Source organism: Streptomyces sp. NBC_01384, assembly GCF_045040035.1.
Classification (GTDB): domain Bacteria; phylum Actinomycetota; class Actinomycetes; order Streptomycetales; family Streptomycetaceae; genus Streptomyces.
Window position 1 is genome coordinate 2,950,712 of record NZ_CP109559.1, and the last position, 22,145, is coordinate 2,972,856.

General features: G+C 69.7%; 20 protein-coding genes and 1 pseudogene. 11 read left to right on the plus strand and 10 right to left on the minus strand.

All coding sequences use genetic code 11. The features are described from left to right. Positions 1–11: 11 nt before the first annotated feature. The 3 genes from OG747_RS13415 (at position 12) to OG747_RS13425 (ending at position 5,081) form a co-directional block, all read left to right on the plus strand. Positions 12–1,187 carry an aldose epimerase family protein gene (locus OG747_RS13415; protein ID WP_405879553.1) on the plus strand — a complete coding sequence of 392 codons (1,176 nt, stop codon included), beginning with the start codon at positions 12–14 and terminating at the stop codon, positions 1,185–1,187. A 205-nt stretch (positions 1,188–1,392) separates the two neighbouring features. Beyond that, the gene (locus tag OG747_RS13420) at positions 1,393–3,237 is read left to right on the plus strand and encodes an aminotransferase class I/II-fold pyridoxal phosphate-dependent enzyme (protein WP_405879554.1); all 1,845 of its coding nucleotides are present in this window, start codon (positions 1,393–1,395) and stop codon (positions 3,235–3,237) included. Between the two features lie 575 nt (positions 3,238–3,812). After that, entirely contained in the window at positions 3,813–5,081 is a 1,269-nt protein-coding gene (locus tag OG747_RS13425; protein WP_405879555.1) for an extracellular solute-binding protein, read from the plus strand. Here the strand turns inward: OG747_RS13425 and OG747_RS13430 are convergent. Beyond that, entirely contained in the window at positions 4,990–5,538 is a 549-nt protein-coding gene (locus OG747_RS13430; protein WP_405879556.1) for an ATP-binding protein, read from the minus strand. The genes OG747_RS13425 and OG747_RS13430 overlap by 92 nt on opposite strands. Before the next feature lie 127 nt (positions 5,539–5,665). Between OG747_RS13430 and OG747_RS13435 the strand changes: the two genes are divergently transcribed. The 3 genes from OG747_RS13435 to OG747_RS13445 all read left to right on the plus strand — a co-directional run bounded on the left by OG747_RS13435 (position 5,666) and on the right by OG747_RS13445 (position 7,611). After that, positions 5,666–6,511 carry a Scr1 family TA system antitoxin-like transcriptional regulator gene (locus tag OG747_RS13435; protein WP_405879557.1) on the plus strand — a complete coding sequence of 282 codons (846 nt, stop codon included), beginning with the start codon at positions 5,666–5,668 and terminating at the stop codon, positions 6,509–6,511. Continuing rightward, on the plus strand, positions 6,508–6,753 hold the full coding sequence (locus OG747_RS13440) for a DUF397 domain-containing protein (protein WP_405879558.1): 246 nt from the start codon (positions 6,508–6,510) through the stop codon (positions 6,751–6,753). The genes OG747_RS13435 and OG747_RS13440 overlap by 4 nt, the downstream gene beginning before the upstream one ends. A gap of 90 nt (positions 6,754–6,843) precedes the next feature. Further along, the gene (locus tag OG747_RS13445; RefSeq protein ID WP_405879559.1) at positions 6,844–7,611 is read left to right on the plus strand and encodes an intradiol ring-cleavage dioxygenase; all 768 of its coding nucleotides are present in this window, start codon (positions 6,844–6,846) and stop codon (positions 7,609–7,611) included. Positions 7,612–7,790: 179 nt separating this feature from the next. Here the strand turns inward: OG747_RS13445 and OG747_RS13450 are convergent, their stop codons facing one another. Next, positions 7,791–8,504, minus strand: coding sequence for a GNAT family N-acetyltransferase (locus tag OG747_RS13450; RefSeq protein WP_405879560.1), 714 nt, complete (start codon positions 8,502–8,504; stop codon positions 7,791–7,793). A gap of 630 nt (positions 8,505–9,134) precedes the next feature. On the opposite strand from OG747_RS13450, the gene OG747_RS13455 reads away from it, so the two are divergent. Together OG747_RS13455 and OG747_RS13460 are read left to right on the plus strand one after the other, a co-directional pair. Continuing rightward, a complete protein-coding gene (locus tag OG747_RS13455; protein ID WP_405879561.1) occupies positions 9,135–9,869 on the plus strand; it encodes a DUF2637 domain-containing protein in 735 nt (244 codons plus the stop codon). Positions 9,870–10,073: 204 nt separating this feature from the next. After that, positions 10,074–10,493 carry a nuclear transport factor 2 family protein gene (locus OG747_RS13460; RefSeq protein ID WP_405879563.1) on the plus strand — a complete coding sequence of 140 codons (420 nt, stop codon included), beginning with the start codon at positions 10,074–10,076 and terminating at the stop codon, positions 10,491–10,493. A 79-nt stretch (positions 10,494–10,572) separates the two neighbouring features. Here OG747_RS13460 and OG747_RS13465 read toward each other — a convergent pair whose 3' ends face one another. Further along, the gene (locus OG747_RS13465) at positions 10,573–10,965 is read right to left on the minus strand and encodes a VOC family protein (protein ID WP_405879564.1); all 393 of its coding nucleotides are present in this window, start codon (positions 10,963–10,965) and stop codon (positions 10,573–10,575) included. 4 nt (positions 10,966–10,969) lie between these two features. Then, entirely contained in the window at positions 10,970–11,482 is a 513-nt protein-coding gene (locus OG747_RS13470) for a DinB family protein (protein WP_405879565.1), read from the minus strand. 135 nt (positions 11,483–11,617) lie between these two features. On the opposite strand from OG747_RS13470, the gene OG747_RS13475 reads away from it, so the two are divergent. Both OG747_RS13475 and OG747_RS13480 read left to right on the plus strand, forming a co-directional pair. Further along, on the plus strand, positions 11,618–12,670 hold the full coding sequence (locus OG747_RS13475) for an alpha-hydroxy acid oxidase (protein ID WP_405879566.1): 1,053 nt from the start codon (positions 11,618–11,620) through the stop codon (positions 12,668–12,670). Positions 12,671–12,880: 210 nt separating this feature from the next. After that, positions 12,881–13,564, plus strand: a complete 684-nt coding sequence (locus OG747_RS13480; protein WP_405879567.1) for a DUF4232 domain-containing protein — start codon at positions 12,881–12,883, stop codon at positions 13,562–13,564. A 177-nt stretch (positions 13,565–13,741) separates the two neighbouring features. Here the strand turns inward: OG747_RS13480 and OG747_RS13485 are convergent. Then, positions 13,742–13,861, minus strand: a pseudogene (locus OG747_RS13485) (transcriptional regulator); the annotation flags it as partial. A 69-nt stretch (positions 13,862–13,930) separates the two neighbouring features. Here OG747_RS13485 and OG747_RS13490 point away from each other — a divergent pair. Continuing rightward, positions 13,931–16,945 carry a beta-galactosidase gene (locus tag OG747_RS13490; protein WP_405879568.1) on the plus strand — a complete coding sequence of 1,005 codons (3,015 nt, stop codon included), beginning with the start codon at positions 13,931–13,933 and terminating at the stop codon, positions 16,943–16,945. On the opposite strand, the gene OG747_RS13495 is transcribed toward OG747_RS13490, so the two are convergent. The 5 genes from OG747_RS13495 to OG747_RS13515 form a co-directional block, all read right to left on the minus strand. Then, positions 16,942–18,447, minus strand: coding sequence for an alpha-N-arabinofuranosidase (locus OG747_RS13495; RefSeq protein ID WP_405879569.1), 1,506 nt, complete (start codon positions 18,445–18,447; stop codon positions 16,942–16,944). The genes OG747_RS13490 and OG747_RS13495 overlap by 4 nt on opposite strands. Before the next feature lie 222 nt (positions 18,448–18,669). Beyond that, positions 18,670–19,536: an SMP-30/gluconolactonase/LRE family protein gene (locus OG747_RS13500; RefSeq protein ID WP_405879570.1), complete on the minus strand. Its 867-nt coding sequence runs from the start codon at positions 19,534–19,536 to the stop codon at positions 18,670–18,672. After that, a complete protein-coding gene (locus tag OG747_RS13505; protein WP_405879571.1) occupies positions 19,533–20,309 on the minus strand; it encodes an IclR family transcriptional regulator in 777 nt (258 codons plus the stop codon). The genes OG747_RS13500 and OG747_RS13505 overlap by 4 nt, the downstream gene beginning before the upstream one ends. 154 nt (positions 20,310–20,463) lie before the next feature. Further along, a complete protein-coding gene (locus tag OG747_RS13510) occupies positions 20,464–21,678 on the minus strand; it encodes a helix-turn-helix domain-containing protein (protein ID WP_405879572.1) in 1,215 nt (404 codons plus the stop codon). Between the two features lie 152 nt (positions 21,679–21,830). Then, on the minus strand, positions 21,831–21,983 hold the full coding sequence (locus OG747_RS13515; protein ID WP_405879573.1) for a hypothetical protein: 153 nt from the start codon (positions 21,981–21,983) through the stop codon (positions 21,831–21,833). Positions 21,984–22,145: the final 162 nt, after the last annotated feature.

A 22,145-nucleotide genomic window follows, 5' to 3' on the forward strand; every position in this document is an offset into this window, starting at 1 on the left:
AGGAGCCGCACATGGAACTGAACAGACGCACGGTCATTGCAGGCGCGGCGGCCGCGGGCATCGCCGCGACCACCCTCGGCACAGGCACAGCACAGGCCGCGGAAGGCGCCTCGGGCGGCGCTTCGGGAGGCAGGAAACCCGTGAAGGAGCTCTTCGGCAAGCTCGCCGACGGCACCAAGGTCTACCGCTGGTCGCTGGAGAACGGCGGCACGCGCCTGAAGGTCATCTCCTACGGCGGAATCGTCCAGTCCCTGGAGATCCCCGACCGGCACGGCCGCTACGCCAACGTCTCCCTCGGGTACGACAACCTCGCCTCCTACGTCGCCGGGACGACGTTCTTCGGCGCGACGATCGGCCGCTACGGCAACCGCATCGCCAAGGGACAGTTCACCCTGGACGGCAAGGCCTACCAGCTCTCCGTCAACGACGGCGTGAACAGCCTGCACGGCGGCGCCAAGGGCTTCAACACCAAGGTGTGGGACATCGAGGGCTTCACCTCGGGCTCCGACGTCGGTCTGCACCTCTACTACACGAGCGTCGACGGCGAGATGGGCTACCCCGGCACGCTCAAGGTGAAGGTGACGTACACCCTCACCCAGCACGGCGACTGGCGCATCGACTACCGGGCCACCACCGACAAGGCCACGGTCGTCAACCTCACCAACCACACGTACTACAACCTCGCCGGTGAGGGCAGCGGCGGCATCTACGACCACGAACTCCACCTGGCCGCGGGCCGCTTCACGCCCACCGACTCGGGTCTGATACCCACCGGTGAACTGGCCAAGGTCGCGGGCACCCCCTTCGACTTCCGCAAGGCCAAGCCCATCGGCCGGGACATCCGCATCGGCCACCCCCAGCTGGTCACCGCCAAGGGCTTCGACCACAACTGGGTCCTCGACAAGGGCGTCACCGCGAAGCCCGAGCACATCGCGACCCTGCGCGACCCCAAGTCCGGCCGCACCCTGAAGATCGCGACGGACCAGCCGGGCGTGCAGTTCTACTCCGGCAACTTCCTGGACGGCACCCTGGTGGGCCCCTCCGGCCACACCTACCGGCAGGGCGACGGCATGTGCCTGGAGACCCAGCACTTCCCGGACTCGCCGAACCACCCGTCGTTCCCCTCGACGGTGCTGCGCCCCGGCCAGACGTACCGCACGACGACGGTGCACTCGTTCAGCGCATAGCACCACCGGGCCCGGGGTCCCGGGGTCTCGGGGTCCCGGGGTCCTGGGCCCCAGGACCCCGGGGGTCCCGCCGCCGAAGCGCTTTTGGTTGCCTCGGAAAGTGAACCCTTACTCAATCCCCACGAGTTGAACAGCGCCCCCTCCGTCTCCGTATAGGGGGGTGGCCCGTGCTCCCCCGCACGGGCCACCCAGAGACGGAGGTTCCATGGCCGACAACGTCGCCTCGCTGTTCCGCGGCACTGCGGCGCACAGCCCCTCGATGGCTGCGCTGGCACGCGAGAGCGATGGAGTCGGCCCGATCGACTTCTGTATCCCGTGCAACCCGTACTTCCCCACGCCCGGCATGTTCGACGAACTGGCGGGCCGGCTGCGCGAGATCATCACGTACTACCCGAGCAGCGCCGACACCATCACGGCCGAGCTGTGTTCGCTGCTCCAACTCCCGCCGAGCTGTGTGGCGATGGGCAACGGTTCCACGGAACTGATCACCTGGATCGACCACCTGCTCGTCCGCGAGTCCCTCGCCATCCCCGTCCCCACCTTCGGCCGCTGGACCGACCAGCCCATGGAGACCGGCAAGCGGGTCGACATGTTCCCGCTCATGGAGTCCAACGGCTTCGCTCTGGACCCGGCCCAGTACATCGAGTTCATCCGCGCCCGCGGCACCAAGGTCGCCGTCATCTGCAACCCGAACAACCCCGACGGCGGCTTCCTCAGCCGCCGCACGGTCGTGAACTTCATGGACCAGCTCCAGGACCTGGACCTCATCGTCATCGACGAGTCCTTCCTGGAGTTCGCGGACGCCGAGAACGACCCGAGCGTCGTGGAAGAGGCCGTCCTGCGGCCCAACGTCATCGTCCTGCGCAGCCTCGGCAAGAACTTCGGCCTGCACGGCATCCGCTTCGGCTACCTCGTGGCCAACCCCGCGCTCGCCGGCAAGATCCGCTCCATGCTGCCCAAGTGGAACCTCAACTCCTTCGCGGAGACCGTGGTGTTCATGCTCAAGGAGCACGGCGCCGAGTACATGGAGAGCCTGCACCTGGTGCGCCGCGACCGCCTCGACATGGCCCGCCAGCTCTCCGCGCTGCCCGGCCTGACGGTCTACCCCTCGCAGGGCAACTTCCTCTTCGTACGCCTCCCCGTGGGCGCGGAGGGCACGGTCGTCCGGGACCGGTTGCTGGCCGAGCACCGCATCCTGGTCCGTGAGTGCGGCAACAAGATCGGCTCGTCCAGTCGCTTCCTGAGACTCGTGGTGCGCCCCCAGACGGACGTGCGTCGCCTGGTGTCCGGCCTGGAGCAGGTGCTCTACGGGTCCAGGAGGGGAGTCGCCGTACCCGAGCTGGGCACAGGGAACAGCTACAGCTCGGGTACGGCGGCAGTAGACCGCCTGGTCAGCGAGACCAACGGTGCCGGCATCCCGGGGCTGGCCGCGCAGGCCGCCGCCATGCCGAGCCTGCCGCCCGCGCAGACCTGGCCGGGCCCGCCCCCGTCGCAGGCCCCCAGCGGCATGCCGGGCCTGGTCCCCGCCCCCGCTCCGGCCGCGGCCGCGGCTTCCATGATGCCGCCGCAGCAGCCCGCGGTGCCGATGCCCATGCCGATGCCCATGCCCATGCCGACACCCGCCCCCCAACAGCAGCCCATGCCGGCGGTCGCCCAGATGCCCGGGGTCGCGCAGATGCCCGGCGCGGCCCAGATGCAGCCCGCCCAGATGCAACCCGCCGCCCTGATGCAGCCCGCCCAGATGCAACCCGCTGCCCAGATGCAGCAGATGCAGCAGATGCAGCAGGCGCCGATGTCCCCGGTCCCCCAGGCCCCGTCACCGGCGCTCCAGGCGCAGGCACGGTCGATGCAACCACCGCGCCAGGCACCGGCGATGCCCGCCATGGCCCCCGCCCCGGCCGCGGGCCTCGGCCAGACCGGCATGCCGGGCCTGCGCAACCGAGGCCTGACCGCCGCCCAGGTCCGCGGCCGCACCGAACCGGAGCCCACGCCGACGCCCCAGCCCACGGGCTGGCCGGCGGCGGGCGCGATGTACAACCAGGTCGGCTAGTGCTGTGACCGCATAGGTTCGCCGGGTTGGTGGTCGTGGCGCTTGGATATGGGGTGTCCAATTCGGTGTTCACACACTGACTTTGGACACCCACACCACCTCTACGGAGCCGAATCCTCGGGCTCATTCATCCAGCTGGGATCGCGGGGCGCCAGGGCGGTCTCCGCCGTGGTGACTATGCGTCGCCGTCCCTTCGCAGGGCCTGGATGAGCCAGGGGTACACCGGGATCAGACTCGGCACCACCTGCCGGCCGTTGACGATCCACACCAGCCGCCAGTACCGGTCCACGCGGGGATCATGGGCTACTTCGAACTGCTGGGCCATCCAGTCCCGGAATTCCGGAAACGCTTGCGCATCAGCGCTTGCATATCAGCGCTTCTAGCGCGCCCAACTCCCCTTACACGTACGTGACTTCGGGCAGCCCGCGTCACACCACCGGAACCAAAACGCAACAGCGCCGGCCCTGTGCCCCACCCGTCTCCCGGCCTACGATCAACACTCTTCATCTACGCGTGTCATCGCAGGTGGCTATCGCGCGTGACTGTCGCGCGTGGCTGGAACAGAGGTGGGAACCGTGCGCCGCAGAGCCCGGATCATGATGACGATGGCGGCCGCGCTGGGCCTCACGGTGGGCGCGAGCGGCTGCGGTACGGACTCGGGGGCGACGTCGGGCACCACGACCCTCACCGTCGTCGCGACGAACTACGGCGACAGCGTCCACAAGAACTCCGTCGGCTACTGGGACCGGGTCGGCCTCGCCTTCCAGGCCGCCCACCCCGACATCCGCGTCGAGACGAAGGTCTACCCCGCCGACACGGTCGACGCGAAGGTCGCCGAGCTGATCAAGCAGGGCAAGGCACCGGACGTCGTACAGACCGGCAGTTACGCGGAGTACGCCGCGAAGGGCCTGCTCTACCGGGCGGACGAGCTGCTGTCGATCTCCGTCCAGGGCGGGTTCGTACCGAGCCTCGCGGAGGCCGGGCAGGTGCGCCGCGTGCAGTACGGTCTGCCGTTCACCGCGAGCACCCGCCTCCTCTACTACAACAAGGACCTGTTCACCCAGGCGGGCCTGAAGCCGCCCAGCACCTGGCAGGAACTGGTCGTCGACGCACGGGTGTTGAAGGCGATGGGCGTGGAGTACCCGATCGCGGTGCCGCTCGGCCCGGAGGAGGCGGAGGCCGAGACCCTGACATGGCTGCTGGCCGGAGGCGGCGGCTACACCGACCAGACGGGCGGCTACGCCCTCACCTCCGCCGAGAACGTCTCGACGCTGGAGTCGCTGCGCTCCACCCTGGTCGCCGACGGCCTCACGGGCCCGACCCTCCCCGGCAAACTCAGCCGCGACCAGGCCCTGGGTGCCTTCATGGACGGCAAGGCGGCCATGGTCAACGCCCCGCTCTCCCTGATGCGCCAGATCGAGGACTCGACCCAGAACGTCTCCTACGGCACCGTCCCGCTCCCGAGCCGCACCGGCCGGACCGTCCCGACCATGGGCACCGCCGACTGGACCATCGCCTTCCGGCAGGCCGGCCACCGCGAGGAGACGGGCGAGTTCCTCGACTTCCTGTACGGCGACAAGTACGTCACCCAGCAGGCCGCCGAGTACCAGCTCCTGCCCGTCACCACCTCGGCGAGCACGGCCATGCGCCAGGACAAGCAGTACCGCAAACTCTGGAACGGCCTGGACGCCCTGGACAACATGGACCTCTACCCCCTCTCCGAGACCAGCTGGTCCCGGGTCGCGGCGGCGATCAGAGCACAGATCGGCAAGGCGGTGGCACCGGGCGGGGATCCGCAGGCGGTGCTGTCGTCGATCGCGAAGGTGACGCGCTCGACCTCCTGACCAGGGACAGCCACTCCGGAAGGTCGATCTCGGCGCGGACGGTCTTGCCGGGCGGCTCCCGGTCCAGCACCTCCCACCGGTCGGCGAGCGCCTCGACGAGCACGAGCCCGCGACCGCCTTCGTCGAGAGGACGCGCGGGCGGTACGTCACCGGGTCCCGGCGGACGTGCCCCACTGCGCGTGTCGCTGACCTCGACACGGACGCTGCCCGTGACGAGAGTGAGCCGCAGCTCGAAGTCCCGGCCCGGTACCCGGCCGTGGGTCACCGCGTTGGCGGCCAGCTCGGCGACGATCACGGCGACGGTGTCGGAGGCGTCCGAGCCGTGCGGGATGCCCCAGCTGTGCAGCTGGTTCAGGGCGAGGTGACGGGCGAGGCGGGCGCCGCGCGGGGTGGCACTGAGCCGCTGCGTGAACACACGTACGGTAACCGGGTGCTGGGGGGTGGATGGTGCTGTCATGCGCCCAATCTGGCGGTCGGCACGACGACTTCACCAGGTCGGCGCCGCGTACGCTGCGGGAGCGTACGCGGTTACGGGGTGGACAGTACCGGTGACTATCCGTGACCATGGGCGCGGGAGGTGACCAATGGTGGTCGACGGTGCGGTGGGGACGGGGACGGGTGGCGAGCCCGAGTCGTCCGACAGTCTGCGGACGTTCGGGGCGGTGGTCCAGGCGTTGCGGGAGCACGCGGGGCTGAGCCGGGAGGAGTTCGGGGAACGGGTGCGGTTCTCCAAACACACGGTGGCGTCCGTGGAGTTGGGGCGGAGGATGCCTGATCCGGCGTTCGTGGAGCGGGCGGAGGAGGTGCTGGGGAACACCGGGGCTTTACGGAAGGCGGTGGGGCATCTGGCTCGTCAGCCGGGGTTGGCGGTGTGGTTCAGGCAGTGGGCGCGGATGGAGGCGTCGGCAATCACCCTGTACACGTATGAGTGCCGCATGATCCCGGGTTTGCTTCAGACAGAGGCGTACGTGCGAGCGATGTCGGCCGACCAATTGCCGCCACTGGACGACGCACAGATCGAGGAGCGGTGGGCTGCCCGGATCAAGCGGCAGCGACTACTGAGGGAGCGCCCGAACACCACCTTCAGCTTCATCCTGGAGGAGCACCTGTTTCTCCGACGCACCGGTGGGGCGGAGGTCACGCGAGGGATCATCGATCACGTACTGGAGATCTCCGAACTGCGGAACACCGAGATCCAGGTGATGCCCTTGGTGCGGGAGTCACACTCTGGACTGCAAGGTCCGTTCCACCTATCAGAGACCCCGGACAACAGGTGGTTTGCCTACAACGAGGGCCAGGAGAGCGGCCAGTTGATCTCCGACTCGAAAGTGGTCAGCGTGCTCCAGAGGCGGTATGCCAGGATGCGTTCACAGGCTCTCACCATCCAGGACTCCGTGAGCCTGTTGCAGCGGATGCGAGGGGACCTATGAGCACTTCCGAACTGGCCTGGTTCAAAAGCAGCTACAGCAGCAGCGCTTCCGGCGACTGCGTCGAAGTCGCCCTCTCCTGGCGCAAGTCGAGCTACAGCAGCGGCGGCGATGGTGACTGCGTCGAGGTCGCCACCTGCCCCTCCACCATCCACGTCCGCGACTCCAAGGCCCCACAGGGCCCCCACCTCACCCTCTCCCCCACCACCTGGGCCGACTTCGTCACATACGCCGCGCACGCCTGACATCGGCCTGTCCTGCAAAGGGCTTGACGGACTGTCACTTTGCCGGACTGACAGCTGACGTACAGCAACCCTCCCTAGCCTGCCGTGTTCATGACAGACACTTCAGGAGCAGCACACCCGATCGGGCGCCGCACCATACTGATCGCCACAGGCGCCACGGCCGCCACCCTGGCCGTGGGCGCCGCCGCGCCCGAAGCCCCCACAACCGACGCGGCGTACGCGACTCCCGCCGCCGCGACGGCCGTCTGCACCCTCACCAAGGAGATGACCGAAGGTCCCTACTACCTGGACGGCGCCCTGGTCCGCGCCGACATCACCGAGAGCAAACCGGGTATCCCCCTCAAACTCACGCTCACCGTCGTCGACGACGCCACCTGCGCACCACTCGGCAACGCCCTGGTCGAAATCTGGCACTGCGACGCACTGGGCGAGTACTCCGGCTTCGTGGGCAACAACGGCCACTCGGAAGCGGACGACGGCACGTTCCTCCGGGGCGGCGTCCTGACCGGCACCGACGGGGTGGCGCACCTGACAACCGTCTACCCCGGCTGGTACCGGGGCCGCTGCATCCACATCCACCTCAAGGTGCACACGGGAGTAACGCTCACGTCGGACGGCAGCTTCACCGGCGGCCAAGAACTCCACACCGGCCAGCTCTTCTTCAACGAGACGATCACGACGGCGGTGGCCAAGGTCTCGCCGTACTCCACGAACACGGTCACCCGCACCACCCTCGCCCAGGACTCGGTCTACGACGGCGGGGGCGCCGCGTCGGGCCTCCTCACGTTGACGGCCCTGGGCAGCACGGCGTCATCGGGCTACACGGGAACCCTCACGGTGGGCGTCGCGACAAGCTGACCCCCTTTCCCCGAAACCCCAGAGGCGGCCCCACCGATCCCCAGGTGGGGCCCCTCGCACCACACTCCGTACACGCAGTGGGCATGTCCTGGAAGCGCAATGTGACAGTGACGGCGATGGTGTAACAACGCCGGCCGCTCACCCTCCGCCGACCAGCCTCTCCTGATCCAGCCGAACACTCAGCTGCGCCCCCACCTCCCGAAACCCGAGCGATACGGCAACCCGGCAACCCGGCGGGACTCCACCGGCCCAGGCCGCCACTGAGGCAACAGATCCGCGGCGAGCGCATGCGCCACCGCCGCGGAAGCCACCCGCCGGGCCAGCCCACGGCCTCGCCGCTCCGGCGCGGTCAGCACGCCGACGTGCGCGGTCGAGGCAGGCCAGGTCCGGTACCCGGCGGCGGCCACCACGTCCGTTCCCTCACGCACGACGAACGCGGGCGAGGTGATCTCCTCGATCCCGCTCTCGCCCACGTCCTCCGGTCCCGCCGCCCCCACCAGCCCGCGCAGGTCGCGCAGGTCGCGCAGGTCGCGATACCCAGGCGCCAACTGCCCCACGGCGTCACCGTCGGACACGGGCCGGAAGCCGTCCCGGGACACGTAGCCCAAGGTGGCCGGGCCGAGTACGTCGGTCACCGGCAGCACCGCCCGCACCACCTCGGCGCGGGTGAGCGATTCCACGGGCACCGGGACCAACGCCCGGCGCAATGCTCGCGCTGCGGCATCCGTGGGCGCGGTCACGATCGCGGCGTCACCGATCACCACGATCCCCGCCCAGGACGGCGGACACAGCCCCGATCCGGGCGAAGCAACCACCGTTACGCCGCCCGGCCCCGCGAACGAGACAGGCGCGGCGGCCAACGTCTCCCACAGCCCACGAGCACGAACCACCATCGCATCGACGCTCACCCCGCGATCCTGCCACCACAAGATCGCTGCCCGCTGCGTACCGGACAGAAATAGTTCGGACGTTCCACGCGGGACTGATCACACCGACGACAAACCTGATTTCCACCTCATCGAGACGTCGATAAGACGTTCAGTGCGGCTCGGGTGACGATGTCAGTAAAGCCGTGCAAAACATCTTCAGAATTTCATCAACCATGCTCCACCATCCCTTAATCAAGATAATCCCTGTTGATGCGCATTCCCCCGAATGCCCGAAACCTTGCACCGTGATGCTCGTTACGTTGTCGTGACTCTGAAGGATAGGCATGCAGACGAGACTCGTCCGTTCCTCTCTCACCAGGGGGGCTCCGGGAAATCGGAACAGCGGATTTTCTCCTCAGCTGATCAGACACCAGCAGGAAGCGGCAGCATCTGGCTTGATGCGGCCGGCGGCAGGGTGTGCCTCGAGCACTGCGCGGACCTGCTCGAGGACTTCCTCAAGGCCATAAGTCGGATGGAAAGCGAATACCTTCGGGCTGCGCCGGAAGGACATGGCACCGCGGGCGCGATCGCCGCCCAGTCCGATCATCGTCCTCCAGACGGAACACTCTGAACCAGGGCAAAAAGGAGCCAAAGATGGACTGGATTCAGGATGATCCAACCCTCCGTGACCTTCAGCTCGATCCGCGAACCACCTATGATCCGGTAAACCAACAGCTCCATGGCACGGATCCGCTGGGGCCTCCCCACGCCTGGCACGTCCCCGATCCGGCGATCACTCCGGACGGATGGGATCCGGATGAAGAGCTGGCCCAGATGCTGTACACGGCGTCCAGCACGATTTCCGCTCCGGCCCCCTTGGGCGGCCATGCGCAGCCTCGCCGCCCGGTCAATCGACGGCGACCCCGGCCAGGGTTCCAGGCCATTGCCGCTAAACACAGGATCATCACGGTTTTTTTCTTGGTTACAATGATCATTGTATCCGGAGCGATGATGCTGGGCTGGTCCCTCTCTTATTCATACAATCAACTGCGCGGCGTTTCGCTGCTGGTGGTTTCGGCCAAGTTGGCACAATGGTGGCCGCTCACGGTGTACGGGCCGTGGCTCGTGGCAGGTCTGTCCATCCTGCGGGCCTCCGTTCAGCACCGCACCGCTTGGCAGTCCTGGGCCGTGATGTTGACCTCCTCCGCCACGGCGGTAGCTCTGTGCGTCGGCCATTCAGCGCATTCTCTGCTCGCGATGGTCGTCGTCGGAATTCCGCCGATCACCGCCCTGGTCTGCTTCCGGGAACTCGTCGGCCAGATCTCGCCCCAGAACGGCCCTCGGCATGCCTTCCACACCGTGAAGCGGTCCAAGCAGCCAAGGCCGTAGGCGGTCACCGACGGCGAGCATGATGTGCGGGCCGGGGCATGTCCCCGGCCCTGCCGATGCCGGCAGCCGACGGAGCACCCCGTCACGAACGAACCCGCCCCGGGAACGGCCCAAGCCAACAACTCGGCATACCGAGGGCTCGGCATACTGAGGGGCCCAGCAGCGCGGCTGCCCGGCCGGGCTCAGCCCCCTGAAGGGCAGGCCATGACACTCCCTGCCGAAGACCGCCTGGCCATCACCGAGTTGATCTCCCTGCACGGCCATCTCTTCGACGACGGACGCCTCGACGACCTGGCGGAGCTGTTCACCGAGGACGTCGTCTATGACGTGTCCGCCTTCGGGCAGGGCGAGTTGTCGGGGATCGGGGCGATCCGGAACGCCGCCCTCGCACTCGGTGCCGCGAACGCCGTCGCCCACCACGTCACCAACATCGTGATCACCGACCTCGGCGACGGGCGAGCGCAGGTGCGGTCCAAGGGACTGGCGGTCATGGCGGACGGTACCTGCGGATCGGTGTCGTACGACGACATCGTGGTGCGTCGTGACGGGGGATGGCGGATCTCGCGGCGCGCGGTGGAGGCGCGACGGGTGCCGTTGAACGGTGCGACGGGCGCGCACCAGTGAGCCCTGGACACCACTGAGCCCTGGGCGCGGGTGAGGCTTGGGCACGGGTGAGGCTTGGGCACGGGCGGCGGCCTGGCGCTCAGCCCAACTCCCCGCGCTCCACGCAGAATTCGTTCCCTTCCGGGTCCGCGAGGACGACCCAGCCGCCTCCGTCGGGCCGGGTGTGGTCCGCGATTTGACGGGCGCCGAGGGCGAGGGCGCGGGCGACCTCCTCCGCCCTGGTCCGGCCGTGCGGCTGCAGGTCGAGGTGGACACGGTTCTTGGCCGACTTGCCCTCGGGCACGTGCACGAAGAGCAGCATCGGACCGCCGGACGAATCGCGCAGCACCGCCTCCGGATCTCCCGGCTTGTCGTCGTCGTCCAGCGGACGGCCGAGCAACTCGCTCCAGAACAGCCCGAGATCGTACGGGTCACCGGTGCAGTCGAAGGTGAGAGTGCGGATAGTGGGGTTCAACCCACGTGCTTCGCCCATGAGTTCAGTCCCCCGTCGATCCGTCGACCAGTTCCCGAATGATGTCCACATGGCCGTTGTGACGGGCGGTCTCCTCGATCAGGTGGAGAAGGACCCAGCGGAGGTCGGCATGCCGGCCGTCCCTGAACGGGCGCTTGGCCGTGGCGTTCAGGTCGTGATCGGCGACCAGGAGCCGGTAGCGGGCGCTCTGCTCCTCGTACTCCTCCAGGAGCCGCGGCAGCGGAATGTCGACGGCGATCCGCATCTCCGGGTCCGGGTCGTCGTCGGTCGCGTCCGCGGTCGGACCGTCGTTCTCCTCGCCGAGGAACACCACCTGGAACCAGTGGTACTCGACCCAGCGCAGATGACTGATCAGCCCGCACAACGTCATCAGGGGAGACCCGGGCAGCGGAGCCTTGCGCGCGTTCTCCGGGGAGACACCCTCGCACTTGGCGCGGGCGGTGGCACGGGCGTAGTCGAGGAAGGTGGTCAGCTGTGTGCGCTCGTCCCAGGCGGGAGGCGTGTCGGTTCGCGTCATAGGGGTGCAGCATCCCCACTCGCCCGCCCGATGTCGAACGATTAAGAGCAGCGAACAAGACCGGCGATCGAGACCGCCGCGGTGGGTGCCTGGGGCACCCTTGCTTCGTCGCACCGTACGACGAAGGGATGTCAGGTGACAGACATCGGTCGGTGGATGGACGGACTTCAGGAGCGGGCCGCCGAGGTGCTGCCGGAGGACGTCTACGCGTACTTCCGGCGCGGTGCCGGTCAGGGCATGAGCGTGGCGGAGGCGACCGAGGCCTGGGATCAGTTCCGTTTCCGCGCAAGACTGTTGCGGGATGTCTCGACATGCGACGCCTCGACGACCGTACTGGGTACGCCTGTTCGTACACCCGTACTCGTCGCGCCCAGCACCCTGCAGCGCAAGGCCCACCCCGACGGGGAGGCGGCCACCGCTCGGGGCGTCGCGGCGGCGGGATCGCTGCTGGCGGTGACCTCGAACACCGCTGTTCCGTTCGCCGATCTCGTGCCGACCGGGGCACCGTGGTGGGTTCAGGTGTACGTGGCCCGGGACCGCGTGCTGACCATCGAAACGCTGGAGCGGGCCGTCGCGGCCGGGGCGCGGGCGGTCGTACTCACCGCCGACACGCCGGTCATCGGGTCGCGGGGCAAGCGTGGCGCGCACGTCGGGGACTTCGTCGGACCGGAGGACCTCTACGGCAACGTCACCGGCGTTCCAGCCCCCGAGGCCGCGGAGCACGCGCCGGATCTGACCCCCGAGGTCATCGGCTGGCTGCGCGAACGGAGCCGCGGCCTCCCCGTCGTCGTCAAGGGCGTACTGCGCGGCGACGACGCACGGGAGCTGGTGGCGGCGGGTGCGTCCGGACTCATCGTCTCCAACCACGGCGGGCGCCAACTGGACGGACTGGTGCCCACCGCCTGGGCCCTGCCGGAGGTCGTCGACGCGGTGGCGGGCACGGGCGCCGAGGTGTACGTCGACAGCGGACTGCGACGCGGCACCCACATCCTGGCCGCCCTCGCCCTCGGCGCCCGCGCCGTGTTCATCGGCCGGCCCGTCCTGTGGGCCCTGACCGTCCGCGGCGCCGCCGGCGTGACCCGCCTGCTCGACGACCTCACCGACGAACTCATCGAGGCGATGAGCCTGACCGGCGCACCGAGCGTGCCCGAACTGACCCGCGACCTCCTGTGGAGGGCGCCCCACTGAACGATCGGGCCCCGGCGTTCCGCTCCTCCCCACCGCCGTACGCAGGGTTGGGGCATCCCTCGCGGGGCGGCCACGACATGCGGTCCGTGACCCGCTGTGTCACTGTCGTGTCACAGACAGTCCCGCAGGTGAAACCGGGAAGTCCGCAATGCGCTCTGAAGCGAAGAGTGTCGGTGACAGACCGGCGCCTGAACCACTTCGGGGGACTTCATGTACGGCATCGGTATCCGCAGAGTCACGACGGCGATGGTCACCGCGTCGGCCGCCACCCTGCTCATGACCGGGTGTCAGCCGGGCGGCAGCCCGACGGCCGTGGGTTCTTCGGCGTCGGGCGTGCCGGTCAAGCCGGCGGCGTCCTCCGCCGGGGCCTCGACCCCCACCGCATCCCGGCCCGCGGGGAACACCACCCCCACGGCCACGGGCTCGGCGAGCGCAATATCGTCCGCCGCTGCCAAGGCGTGTGCCCTGGCGGATCTCAACGCGTCCATGTACCAGGCCGGCGTACGACCGGGCGGCACCGGGACCGGGGCGGCGATCGTCGAGTTCACCAATGTGTCCGGCAAGCCGTGCACCGTCCAGGGGCATCCGACCGTGGCGGGTGCGGGCAACGGTTCCCCGCAGAAGAATCGTCCGCTCAAGGTGACCACGACCGGGACCGCGAAATCGGTGAAGGTCGCACCGGGCGGGAAGGTCTGGACGAAACTGACGTTCGTCCAGGTCCAGGGTGAGGCCGACGGCTATTGCAGGTCCGGAGCCACGCCTGCCAGCTATCCGACCCTGGTGGTGGGTGTGCCGAGTGCCGGGGCGCACCAGGTCGCCCTGGCGGACGGCGTCATCGCCGAGTGCGACGACAAGGTGACCGTCACCGCTCTGTCGGCGGCCAAGCCCTCCTGACCCACCTGCTCCCTCATCTGTTCCTCAGGCCGTCACCGGCTGCCGCTCCTCCGACGCCGGCTCCTCCGCCTTCTCCCTCCGGTACGCGCGGATCGAGTACGTCAGGGCGGCAGCCCACAGCGCGTACGGGAGGACGTGGACGACGGCGCTGATCACGCCCGACGCGCCCACCCAGTCGTCCTGCGCCAGGGCGATGGTCTCCGCCTTGACCGGCTCCGTCGCGGGCTCCCCGCCCTGCCGGACGGCGAGCTCCCCTACCGCCCGTACCGCGTAATCCGCCCGCGCCGAGATCCTCATACGACCATGGTGAGGCGTACCGCTGTGGACAATGGCCGCACCCGCGCCGCTGTCCCCGAAAGGCCCCGCATGGTGTTGAGCAGACGTACCTTCAGCGCACTCGCCGGCACCGCCGCCCTCGGCCTGTCCCTCGATGGGAGCAACGGTGCGTTCGCGCACGCCACCGCGCCCACCGGCCCCGCACCCGCAACCCCCCACGCCGACGGCACCGGGCACACCGTCGGCTTCGACAGGTACTCGATGCTGATCGACGGCAAGCGGGTCGTCCTGTGGTCCGGCGAGGTCCACCCCTTCCGTCTGCCGAGCCCCTCCCTCTGGCGTGACGTGCTGCAGAAGCTGCGCGCCCACGGCTACAACACCATCAGCGTCTACGTCTCCTGGAACTACCACTCCCCCGCGCCCGGACAGTACGACTTCACGGGCGTCCGCGACCTCGACCTGTTCCTGCGCACAGCCGCCGAGACCGGCCTGTACGTGATCCTGCGCCCAGGCCCGTACATCAACGCGGAGGTCGACGCGGGCGGCTTCCCCGGCTGGCTGACCGCCACCAAGGGCACCGCCCGGACCTCCGACCCGACCTACCTCTCGTACGTCGACGAGTGGCTGAGCGCCGTGAACCGGATCGTGGGCCGGCACCTCTACACCCACGGCACCGGCACGATCGTCCTCTACCAGTTGGAGAACGAGTACGCGAACAACACCACCGGCGCCCTCGGGCGCGACTACATGGCCCACCTCCACGCCAAGGTCCGCGCCGACGGCATCGACGTGCCGCTGTTCCACAACGACAAGGGGCGGAACGGGTACTGGGCGCCCGGCACCTTCGACACGGGAGGGGAGAAAGGGCGGTACCTGTACGGCTTCGACGGCTATCCCTCGCCCTTCGCGCCCCCGCCCGACTGGGGCTACTACGGCATCGGCGGTACGAAGGGCGGCTCGACCGCCAGTCCCGAGACCCCGGGGTTCCTGGCCGAGTTCGGCGGGGGCTGGTTCGACCCGTGGGGCGGGGTGGAGTTCGACGGCAAGGGGTACACGGGGTCGGCGCGGACGCGTGACGCGGCGTACGAGCGGCGCTTCTACCTCACCAACCTCGCCAACGGCATCAAGGTCCACAACGTCTACATGACGTTCGGAGGGACCTCCTGGGGGTGGCTGCCCGCGCCGGTCGTCTACACCTCGTACGACTACGGGGCCGCCCTCGACGAGGCCCGCAGGCCCACCCCGAAGCTGGTCCCGATGCACCAGATCGGGCAGCTCCTGCACTCCGTGCCCGACCTCGCCAAGCTGGACCGGGCGGAGGACGTCAAGGTCGGCGAGAGAGGCGGGGGGAGAGACGGCGGGAGAGACGGGGTGGCGGGGACCTCCGACTCCGGCATCACGGCGTACCACCTCGTCAACCCGGACACGAAAGCGCACTTCTATGTGCTGCGCAACGACCGGGCCGATGATGTCGTCGCCGCCGTCACGCTCGCCGGGGCGGGCGTGACGGTGCCCGTCCCCGGGCTCGACGCCCGGCTGCTCGCCACCGGGCTCTCCCTCGGGCGGCGGACGTTGAGGTACTCCAGCGCCCAGCCCATGCTGCGGCTCACCGCCGGGCGGCAGGACATCGCCGTGTTCACGGGCCGGAAGGGGGAGTCGACGGAGACCGTGCTGGAGTGCGCGAGCAGGCCCACGGTCACCGTGCTGGAGGGCAGGGCCAACCATGAGTACACGGCCGGTGCTCTGCGGGTCGGCGCCGAACTCGATGGTCTGACACGGCTGTTGATGGAGGGCGGCGGCACCTCCGCCCCGCTCCTCCTCCTGCTCGCCGACGACGAGACCTCCGTACGGCTGTGGCGGTACGACACCCCGTCGGGGCCCGTGCTCGTACGCGGTCCGGCGCTCCTGCGTACCGCCGTCCTGCGCGGCACGACTGTTCATCTGACAGGAGACACGGTCGAGGCGGCCGATCTGGAGGTCTGGGGACCTCGCGGGGTGACTGAAGTGATGTGGAACCAGGGCGTGTTGAGGACCCGGGCGACCGCCTCCGGGAGTCTGCGGGCCGTGCGGCCGCTGCCGGGGGTCGCGGACATCCGCCTTCCCGCATTGCGCGGTTGGCGCCATCACGCCGAAAACCCCGAGTCCGCCGCCGACTTCGACGACTCGGGCTGGAAGGTCGCGAACAGGGCCTCGTCCTACAGCTCCACCCCCGTACCGGCCGGGCAGCCCGTCCTCTTCGCCGACGACTACGGGTTCCACTACGGAGACGTCTGGTACCGGGGGCACTTCACGGACGCGAGCGGCGGCGCCGAGTCGGTGTCCCTCTCGTATGTCACGGGCACGCAGGGGATGCTGATGGCGTGGCTGGACGGGAAACCGCTGGGCACGCATCGGATGCCGGTGCCGGACAAGGCGAACGTGCGGAAGGGGACTTGGGCGGCGACGGCCACCTTTCCCGTTCCGCACAAGGAGGGGTCGCACGTCCTGTCCGTACTCGTACGCCGGATGCAGCACGACGAGGACGGCGCGGCGCGGGACACGCACAAGGCCGCACGGGGTCTTAAGGCGGTGACGTTCACCGGGGCGAGCCCGGCCGTCACCTGGCGGATCCAGGGGGCGGCGGCGCCCGACCCGGTGCGCGGGCCGCTCAACCACGGCGGGCTGTACGGGGAGCGGCGGGGCTGGCATCTGCCGGGGCTCGCGGACGGCGGCTGGAAGGCCGTGGAGTTCCCGCGGGCGGAGCGGGGGCAGGGGGTCGCCTGGTACCGCACGAGGTTCCGGCTCGCGGTCCACCCGGGCATGGACGCCTCGATCGGGCTCACCCTCACCGACGACCCGACCCGCGCCTACCGCGTCCAGATCTTCCTGAACGGCTGGAACATGGGCCAGTACATCAACGACGTGGGCCCCCAGCACACCTTCGTCCTGCCCAACGGGGTGCTGCGCACCCGGGGGTCCAACACCCTGGCCCTCGCGGTGCTGTCCGACGGCACCACCCCGGCGGGTCCCGGCGAGGTGAAGCTGACGCTGATGGGCAGCGCGGCCGGAGGGGTGCCGGTGACACCGGTGGACTCCCCCGGCCGCGTGTTCGCCCAGGTCCCTTAGGCCAGTCGGATCACGTTCCAGGACAGCGGTTCCAGGACAGCGGTCAGGGTGCCGTCGTCCTGGAGGGTGGTGCCCTCGACCGGGTGCGGGGTGACGCGTTCCTGGTCGTCGAGGGTGTTGCGGGCGTCGGGGTCGGCGTCCGCGAGTGCGCTGTGCTCGACGACCGTTGTCAACCCCAGTCGGCTCAGGGCGACTTCGAGCGGCAGTGGCTCGGTCTGGCTGCGGTTGACGGCGAAGACGGTGACCGAGCCGTCCTCGGCGCGTACGGCGGTGGCGTGCAGCAGGTCCACCTCCCCGTACTTCTTCGTCTCGTACGTCGGCGACGCCGCGCGGACGTCGAGGACCTCCCCGCGCCCGTACGCCGACGCCTGTGCGAAGGGGAAGAACGTCGTCTGCCGCCAGGCCGGGCCGCCCGGCTCGGTCATGATCGGCGCGATGACGTTGACGAGCTGGGCGAGGCAGGCGACGGTCACCCGGTCGGCGTGCCGCAGCAGCGCGATCAGCAGGGAGCCGAAGACGACCGCGTCCGTGACGGAGTAGACGTCCTCCAGGATGCGCGGGGCCTCCTGCCAGTCCTCGACCGGATGCGGGTTCGGCCGGCTCTGGTACCAGACGTTCCACTCGTCGAAGGAGAGGTTGATCTTCTTCTTGGACTTCAGTCGAGCACCCACGTGGTCGCAGGTCGCCACCACGTTCTCGATGAAGGACTCGGTGTCGACGGCGGAGGCGAGGAAGGAGTCGCGGTCGCCGCCGGTCTCCTCGTAGTAGGCGTGCAGGGAGACGTAGTCGACGAGGTCGTACGTCTCCTGGAGGACGGTCGCCTCCCACTCGGCGAACGTCTCCATGTTCTGCCCCGACGAGCCGCACGCGACGAGTTCGAGGTCCGGCTCGATCTGGCGCATCGCGCGGGCGGTCTCGGCGGCGAGGCGGCCGTACTCCCGCGCCGTCTTGTGGCCGGTCTGCCAGGGCCCGTCCATCTCGTTGCCCAGGCACCACAGCTTGATGCCGAACGGGTCCTTGTCGCCGTGCGTCACCCGCAGATCCGAACGGGCGGTCCCGGCGGGGTGGTTGGCGTACTCCTGGAGTTCCAGGGCCTCGGCGACGCCGCGCGTGCCGAGGTTGACGGCCATCATCGGCTCGGCCCCCGGGCCGAGCTTCTTCACGAAGGCGATGTACTCCGACAGGCCGAAGCGGTTGGTCTCGGTGGAACGCCAGGCGAGGTCGAGGCGGCGGGGACGGTCCTCGACCGGGCCCACCGAGTCCTCCCAGTTGTAGGCGGAGACGAAGTTGCCGCCGGGGTAGCGGACCGCGGTGACGCCGAGTTCGCGGACCAGCTCCAGCACGTCCGTACGGAGGCCGGCCTCGTCGGCTGTGGGGTGGCCGGGTTCGTAGATGCCGGTGTACACGCAGCGGCCGAGGTGCTCGACGAAGGAGCCGAAGAGTCGGGGGTTGACCTCGCCGATGGTGAAGGCGGGGTCGAGGGCGAAGCGGGCGGTGCGCATGTTTTCCTTTCGAGGGCGCCTTTGGTGGGGGGCGTTCTGCTTCCTGGGCGACTGCGGGTTGTGCTGGGCTGGTCGCGCAGTTCCCCGCGCCCCCAGGTCCTTGCCCTGGGCGCGGAAGACCGACGCTTTCTCGTCAATGGTTTGCGCAAAAAGCGGTTTGCATAAAAAACGAGGCGCCCGCTCAGTGACTGCCGTGACTGGGCGGGGGCTTCGGAGGAGCTGCTAACCGGAGAACGCCGGCTGCGCCAGGCCCTTCCCCGCGCCGGGAACGACGAGCACCGAGCCGGAGAGCGGATGCGGCGCCTCCAGGCCCGTACGCGCCGTGGTGATGTACAGGTCGGTCAGGCCGGCGCCGCCGAACGCGCAGGCGGTGGGGCGGCGGACGGGGAGTTCCACGACCCGGTCGAGCTCGCCGTCCTGGGTGTAGCGGCGGACGGCGCCGCCGTCCCAGAGGGCCACCCAGACGCAGCCGTCGGCGTCGACGGTGAGGCCGTCGGGCCAGCCCGCGCCCTCCTCGATGACGGCCAGCGGGCGCCTGTTCAGGGGGAGCTGATCGTCACCCATGTCGCAGACGTCGACGCGGCGGGTCGGTGAGTCGATGTAGTACATCAGCCGGCCGTCCGGGCTCCAGCCGGTGCCGTTGCTGACGGTGACGTCGTCGAGGAGCGTGGTGACCGTGCCGTCGGGGGTGATCCGGGACAGGGCGCCGCCGCCGGGTGCCTCGTCGTAGCGCATGGTGCCGAAGAACAGCGAGCCGTCGGGGGCGACCGCGGCGTCGTTCGCGCGGCGGCCGGGGACGGGGTCGTGGTGCAGCCAGCGGAACGCTTCCCCGGACCCGCTCGGCCCGTACAGCCCCAGGCCGTCCCTGAGGTTGACGACCAGGCCGCCGCCCGCGCGGGGCTTCGCGGCGCCCACGTGCTGCTCGGTGACCATGACCGTACGGCGGCCGGAGGCGGGGTCGTAGGTGTGGACCCGGGAGCCGAGGATGTCGATCCAGATCAGCCGCTGCGCCCGTGAGTCCCAGGTCGGACCCTCGCCGAGGGCCGCCTCGGCGCGTACCGCTACGTCGAAGGCCGTCGTCCCCGTCATCCCACCACGCTCCGGTAGCCGAGCCGCTCGGACAGTTCGACGGCGCCCTTCGCGGCGAGCTGCTCCAGCTCCACGCGGCGCTCGTCGCTCCAGCGGATCATCGGTACGGAGATGGAGAGCGCGGCGACGACCTGTCCCGTGCGGTCGCGCACCGGGGCGGCGACGCAGCTGACGTCCGGGTTGGACTCACGGCTCTCCACGGCGACGCCGCGGCGACGGATCTCGGCGAGAGCCTCGCGCAGGGCGGCCGGCTCGACGATGCTGTTCGGAGTCATCGCGACCAGGTCCGCGTTGTCGGGGATGCGGGAGGCCAGCTCCACGTCGGGGAGCGAGGCGAGCAGCATCTTGCCGACGGAGGTGCAGTGGGCGGGCAGGCGCCGGCCCGCCGCGGACACCATGCGTACGGCGTGCGTGGAGTCGACCTTCGCGATGTAGATGACGTCGGTACCCTCGAGAATCGCCACGTGGACGGTCTCGTCGCAGGTCTCGGCGACCGAGCGGGCGACTTGCTGGCCCTCCGCGGCGAGGTCCAGCTGCTCGGCGTATCGGCTCCCGAGCTGGTACGGGCGCACACCGAGGCGGTAGCGTCCCGGCTGGCCGGGCACCTGCGCGATGTATGAGCGGGCGGCGAGCGTGGTGACCAGCTCGTGCACCGTCGTACGCGGCAGCTGGAGCTTGCGCACGATGTCGGGGGCGGAGAGAGTCCCGTCCCCGTCGAGGAAGAGCTCAAGTATGTCGAGAGCTCGGGTCACGGCAGGTACGAGGCGTCCCACAACCGGCCCCCTCCCTATGTTCGAAATTTCAACAGCCGATCGGCATGACGAACACAGGCTACTCATGGTGCTCTTGCAGGGGCAATGGGTGGGTAACGGTGAGGTTTCGGGGGCGTGCGGGACCGTCGGGTGGGCGGGGGACGAAGACGTGAGGTCAGCGGCGGGTTCCTGGGTCCCCGAGCTCGCCCCTGAGTCGCTGCGCCCGCAACACCAGCTCCAGCTCGAAGCGCCGGTCCGGGTCGTCGATCTCGTCGCCCCACAGTTCCCGTATCTGCCGGAGGCGGTAGCGGACGGTCTGGGGGTGCACCCCGAGCCGCGCCGCGACCTCGGGGGCGCCCCCGCGTGTCTCCAGCCACGCCAGTAACGTCTCCGCGAGACGCCGCCCGTGCGTGGGCCCGCAGTGTGCGAGCGGGGCCAGACAGCGCAGGGCGAGGTCGTCGATCAGTTCCTCGGGCTGGAGCAGCACCAGGGCCTCGGTGTGCTCGGTGCAGTGCAGCACCTCCCCGCCGGGCAGCAGCCGCCGCTCCATGAGCCGTACCGCCGCATCCGCCCAGCGCAGCGACTTCGCCGCGTCGGCCAGCGGCACCGGCGGCCCGATCGCCCCGGACCAGCCGGTCAGTGCCCGGTGCAGCAGCTCCGGCCGCCCGGCGGCGTCCGGCTCGGGCACGACCATCCGGGGCTGCTCGTACTCCATGTCGAGCAGCACTCCCTGCCCGACGGCGGGCGCCACGGCCTCGCGGGCGGGCCGCAGAAGCACCCCCACGGCGACCTTGTCCGGCAGCGGCCAGCCGATCCGGGCGGCCCGTTCGACGAGCGCCTCGGCGGGGTCACCCCGGTGGTGCTCGGCGAGCAGCAGCTCCATCAGGCGGCGCTGGAGGCGCAGGCGCTCCCCCGCCTGCCGGGCCGCGGCCTCGGCGTAACCCCGTACGGACTGATCCACCAGGCCGTCCAGGTACTCGTATCCCGCGTCGACGAGCTCGTACATCGCCGGTGGCGGGATCTCGACCCGCTGCCCGATCTCGGCGAACCGGCGCCAGGCGAGGCGGACGCCCAGCCGGTAGATCGCTTGCAGTGAATCGAGGCTGCGGCCGTGCAGGCCCTCGCCCCGGCCGAATTCCTGGAAGACCTCCGGGGGGATGCGGGGCCGGCCCTCCGCCGTTTCCAGGTGCTGCACGAAGACCTCGATGGCCCGGCGGATGCCGACGAGGGCCATCGGCTCGCCGGAGTCGTCGAGGACGAGGGGCAGGTTGGGGTACTCGCGGCGGATCTCGCGCAGGATCTCCTCGGCGAGCGCCGGCGCCTCGGCCAGGGCGATCGCCGCGAACTGCCGCACCTGGGGGCGGGGAACGTCATGCCAGGCCGAGCGCATGGCGACGGTTCCTGGACCGGCCTGCACTTTTCGGTCCGCCTCCGGGGCGCTACAGCCGGTGTCGAGAGGGCGACCGTGCTCAGCCCCTCCTTCGTCGGGGCCTCCGGGCGCTCCCCCTCTCGACACCGGCGCGCCCCTCCGGCTCGGCACGGTCAGCGCTCCTGGTTCGCATGCTCGTAGGTGATCAGTGGGGTGTTCGGCTGGTCAGGGGTCGCGTCGAGCAGCGCGACGATGCCGAGCGCGGCGCCCACGGCGAGCGCGGCGGCGGCCGCGACGGTCAGCGCGGCGGCGAGCAGTCTGGACATCGCAGGGTGAGCCTCTCTGTCGGAGGTCGTCCCCACCCGTTCCCTTGATCCGCGCAACCCGTTTCGCCGGTCCCGTCCGGCGAGTCCTCAGTCTCGACAATGCATTGACACTCCGTCAAGGGTGCCCGTACGGTTCCCGGCCCATACCGCACGTGCACTTTC

Bases quoted from the DNA above. Each gene is read 5' to 3' on its own strand.
- OG747_RS13415 (WP_405879553.1), top strand. From the start codon at position 12: ATGGAACTGAACAGACGCACGGTCATTGCAGGCGCGGCGGCCGCGGGC.
- OG747_RS13420 (WP_405879554.1), top strand. From the start codon at position 1,393: ATGGCCGACAACGTCGCCTCGCTGTTCCGCGGCACTGCGGCGCACAGC.
- OG747_RS13430 (WP_405879556.1), bottom strand. From the start codon at position 5,538: ATGACAGCACCATCCACCCCCCAGCACCCGGTTACCGTACGTGTGTTC.
- OG747_RS13435 (WP_405879557.1), top strand. From the start codon at position 5,666: ATGGTGGTCGACGGTGCGGTGGGGACGGGGACGGGTGGCGAGCCCGAG.
- OG747_RS13440 (WP_405879558.1), top strand. From the start codon at position 6,508: ATGAGCACTTCCGAACTGGCCTGGTTCAAAAGCAGCTACAGCAGCAGC.
- OG747_RS13445 (WP_405879559.1), top strand. From the start codon at position 6,844: ATGACAGACACTTCAGGAGCAGCACACCCGATCGGGCGCCGCACCATA.
- OG747_RS13450 (WP_405879560.1), bottom strand. From the start codon at position 8,504: ATGGTGGTTCGTGCTCGTGGGCTGTGGGAGACGTTGGCCGCCGCGCCT.
- OG747_RS13455 (WP_405879561.1), top strand. From the start codon at position 9,135: ATGGACTGGATTCAGGATGATCCAACCCTCCGTGACCTTCAGCTCGAT.
- OG747_RS13460 (WP_405879563.1), top strand. From the start codon at position 10,074: ATGACACTCCCTGCCGAAGACCGCCTGGCCATCACCGAGTTGATCTCC.
- OG747_RS13465 (WP_405879564.1), bottom strand. From the start codon at position 10,965: ATGGGCGAAGCACGTGGGTTGAACCCCACTATCCGCACTCTCACCTTC.
- OG747_RS13470 (WP_405879565.1), bottom strand. From the start codon at position 11,482: ATGACGCGAACCGACACGCCTCCCGCCTGGGACGAGCGCACACAGCTG.
- OG747_RS13480 (WP_405879567.1), top strand. From the start codon at position 12,881: ATGTACGGCATCGGTATCCGCAGAGTCACGACGGCGATGGTCACCGCG.
- OG747_RS13490 (WP_405879568.1), top strand. From the start codon at position 13,931: ATGGTGTTGAGCAGACGTACCTTCAGCGCACTCGCCGGCACCGCCGCC.
- OG747_RS13495 (WP_405879569.1), bottom strand. From the start codon at position 18,447: ATGCGCACCGCCCGCTTCGCCCTCGACCCCGCCTTCACCATCGGCGAG.
- OG747_RS13500 (WP_405879570.1), bottom strand. From the start codon at position 19,536: ATGACGGGGACGACGGCCTTCGACGTAGCGGTACGCGCCGAGGCGGCC.
- OG747_RS13510 (WP_405879572.1), bottom strand. From the start codon at position 21,678: ATGCGCTCGGCCTGGCATGACGTTCCCCGCCCCCAGGTGCGGCAGTTC.
- OG747_RS13515 (WP_405879573.1), bottom strand. From the start codon at position 21,983: ATGTCCAGACTGCTCGCCGCCGCGCTGACCGTCGCGGCCGCCGCCGCG.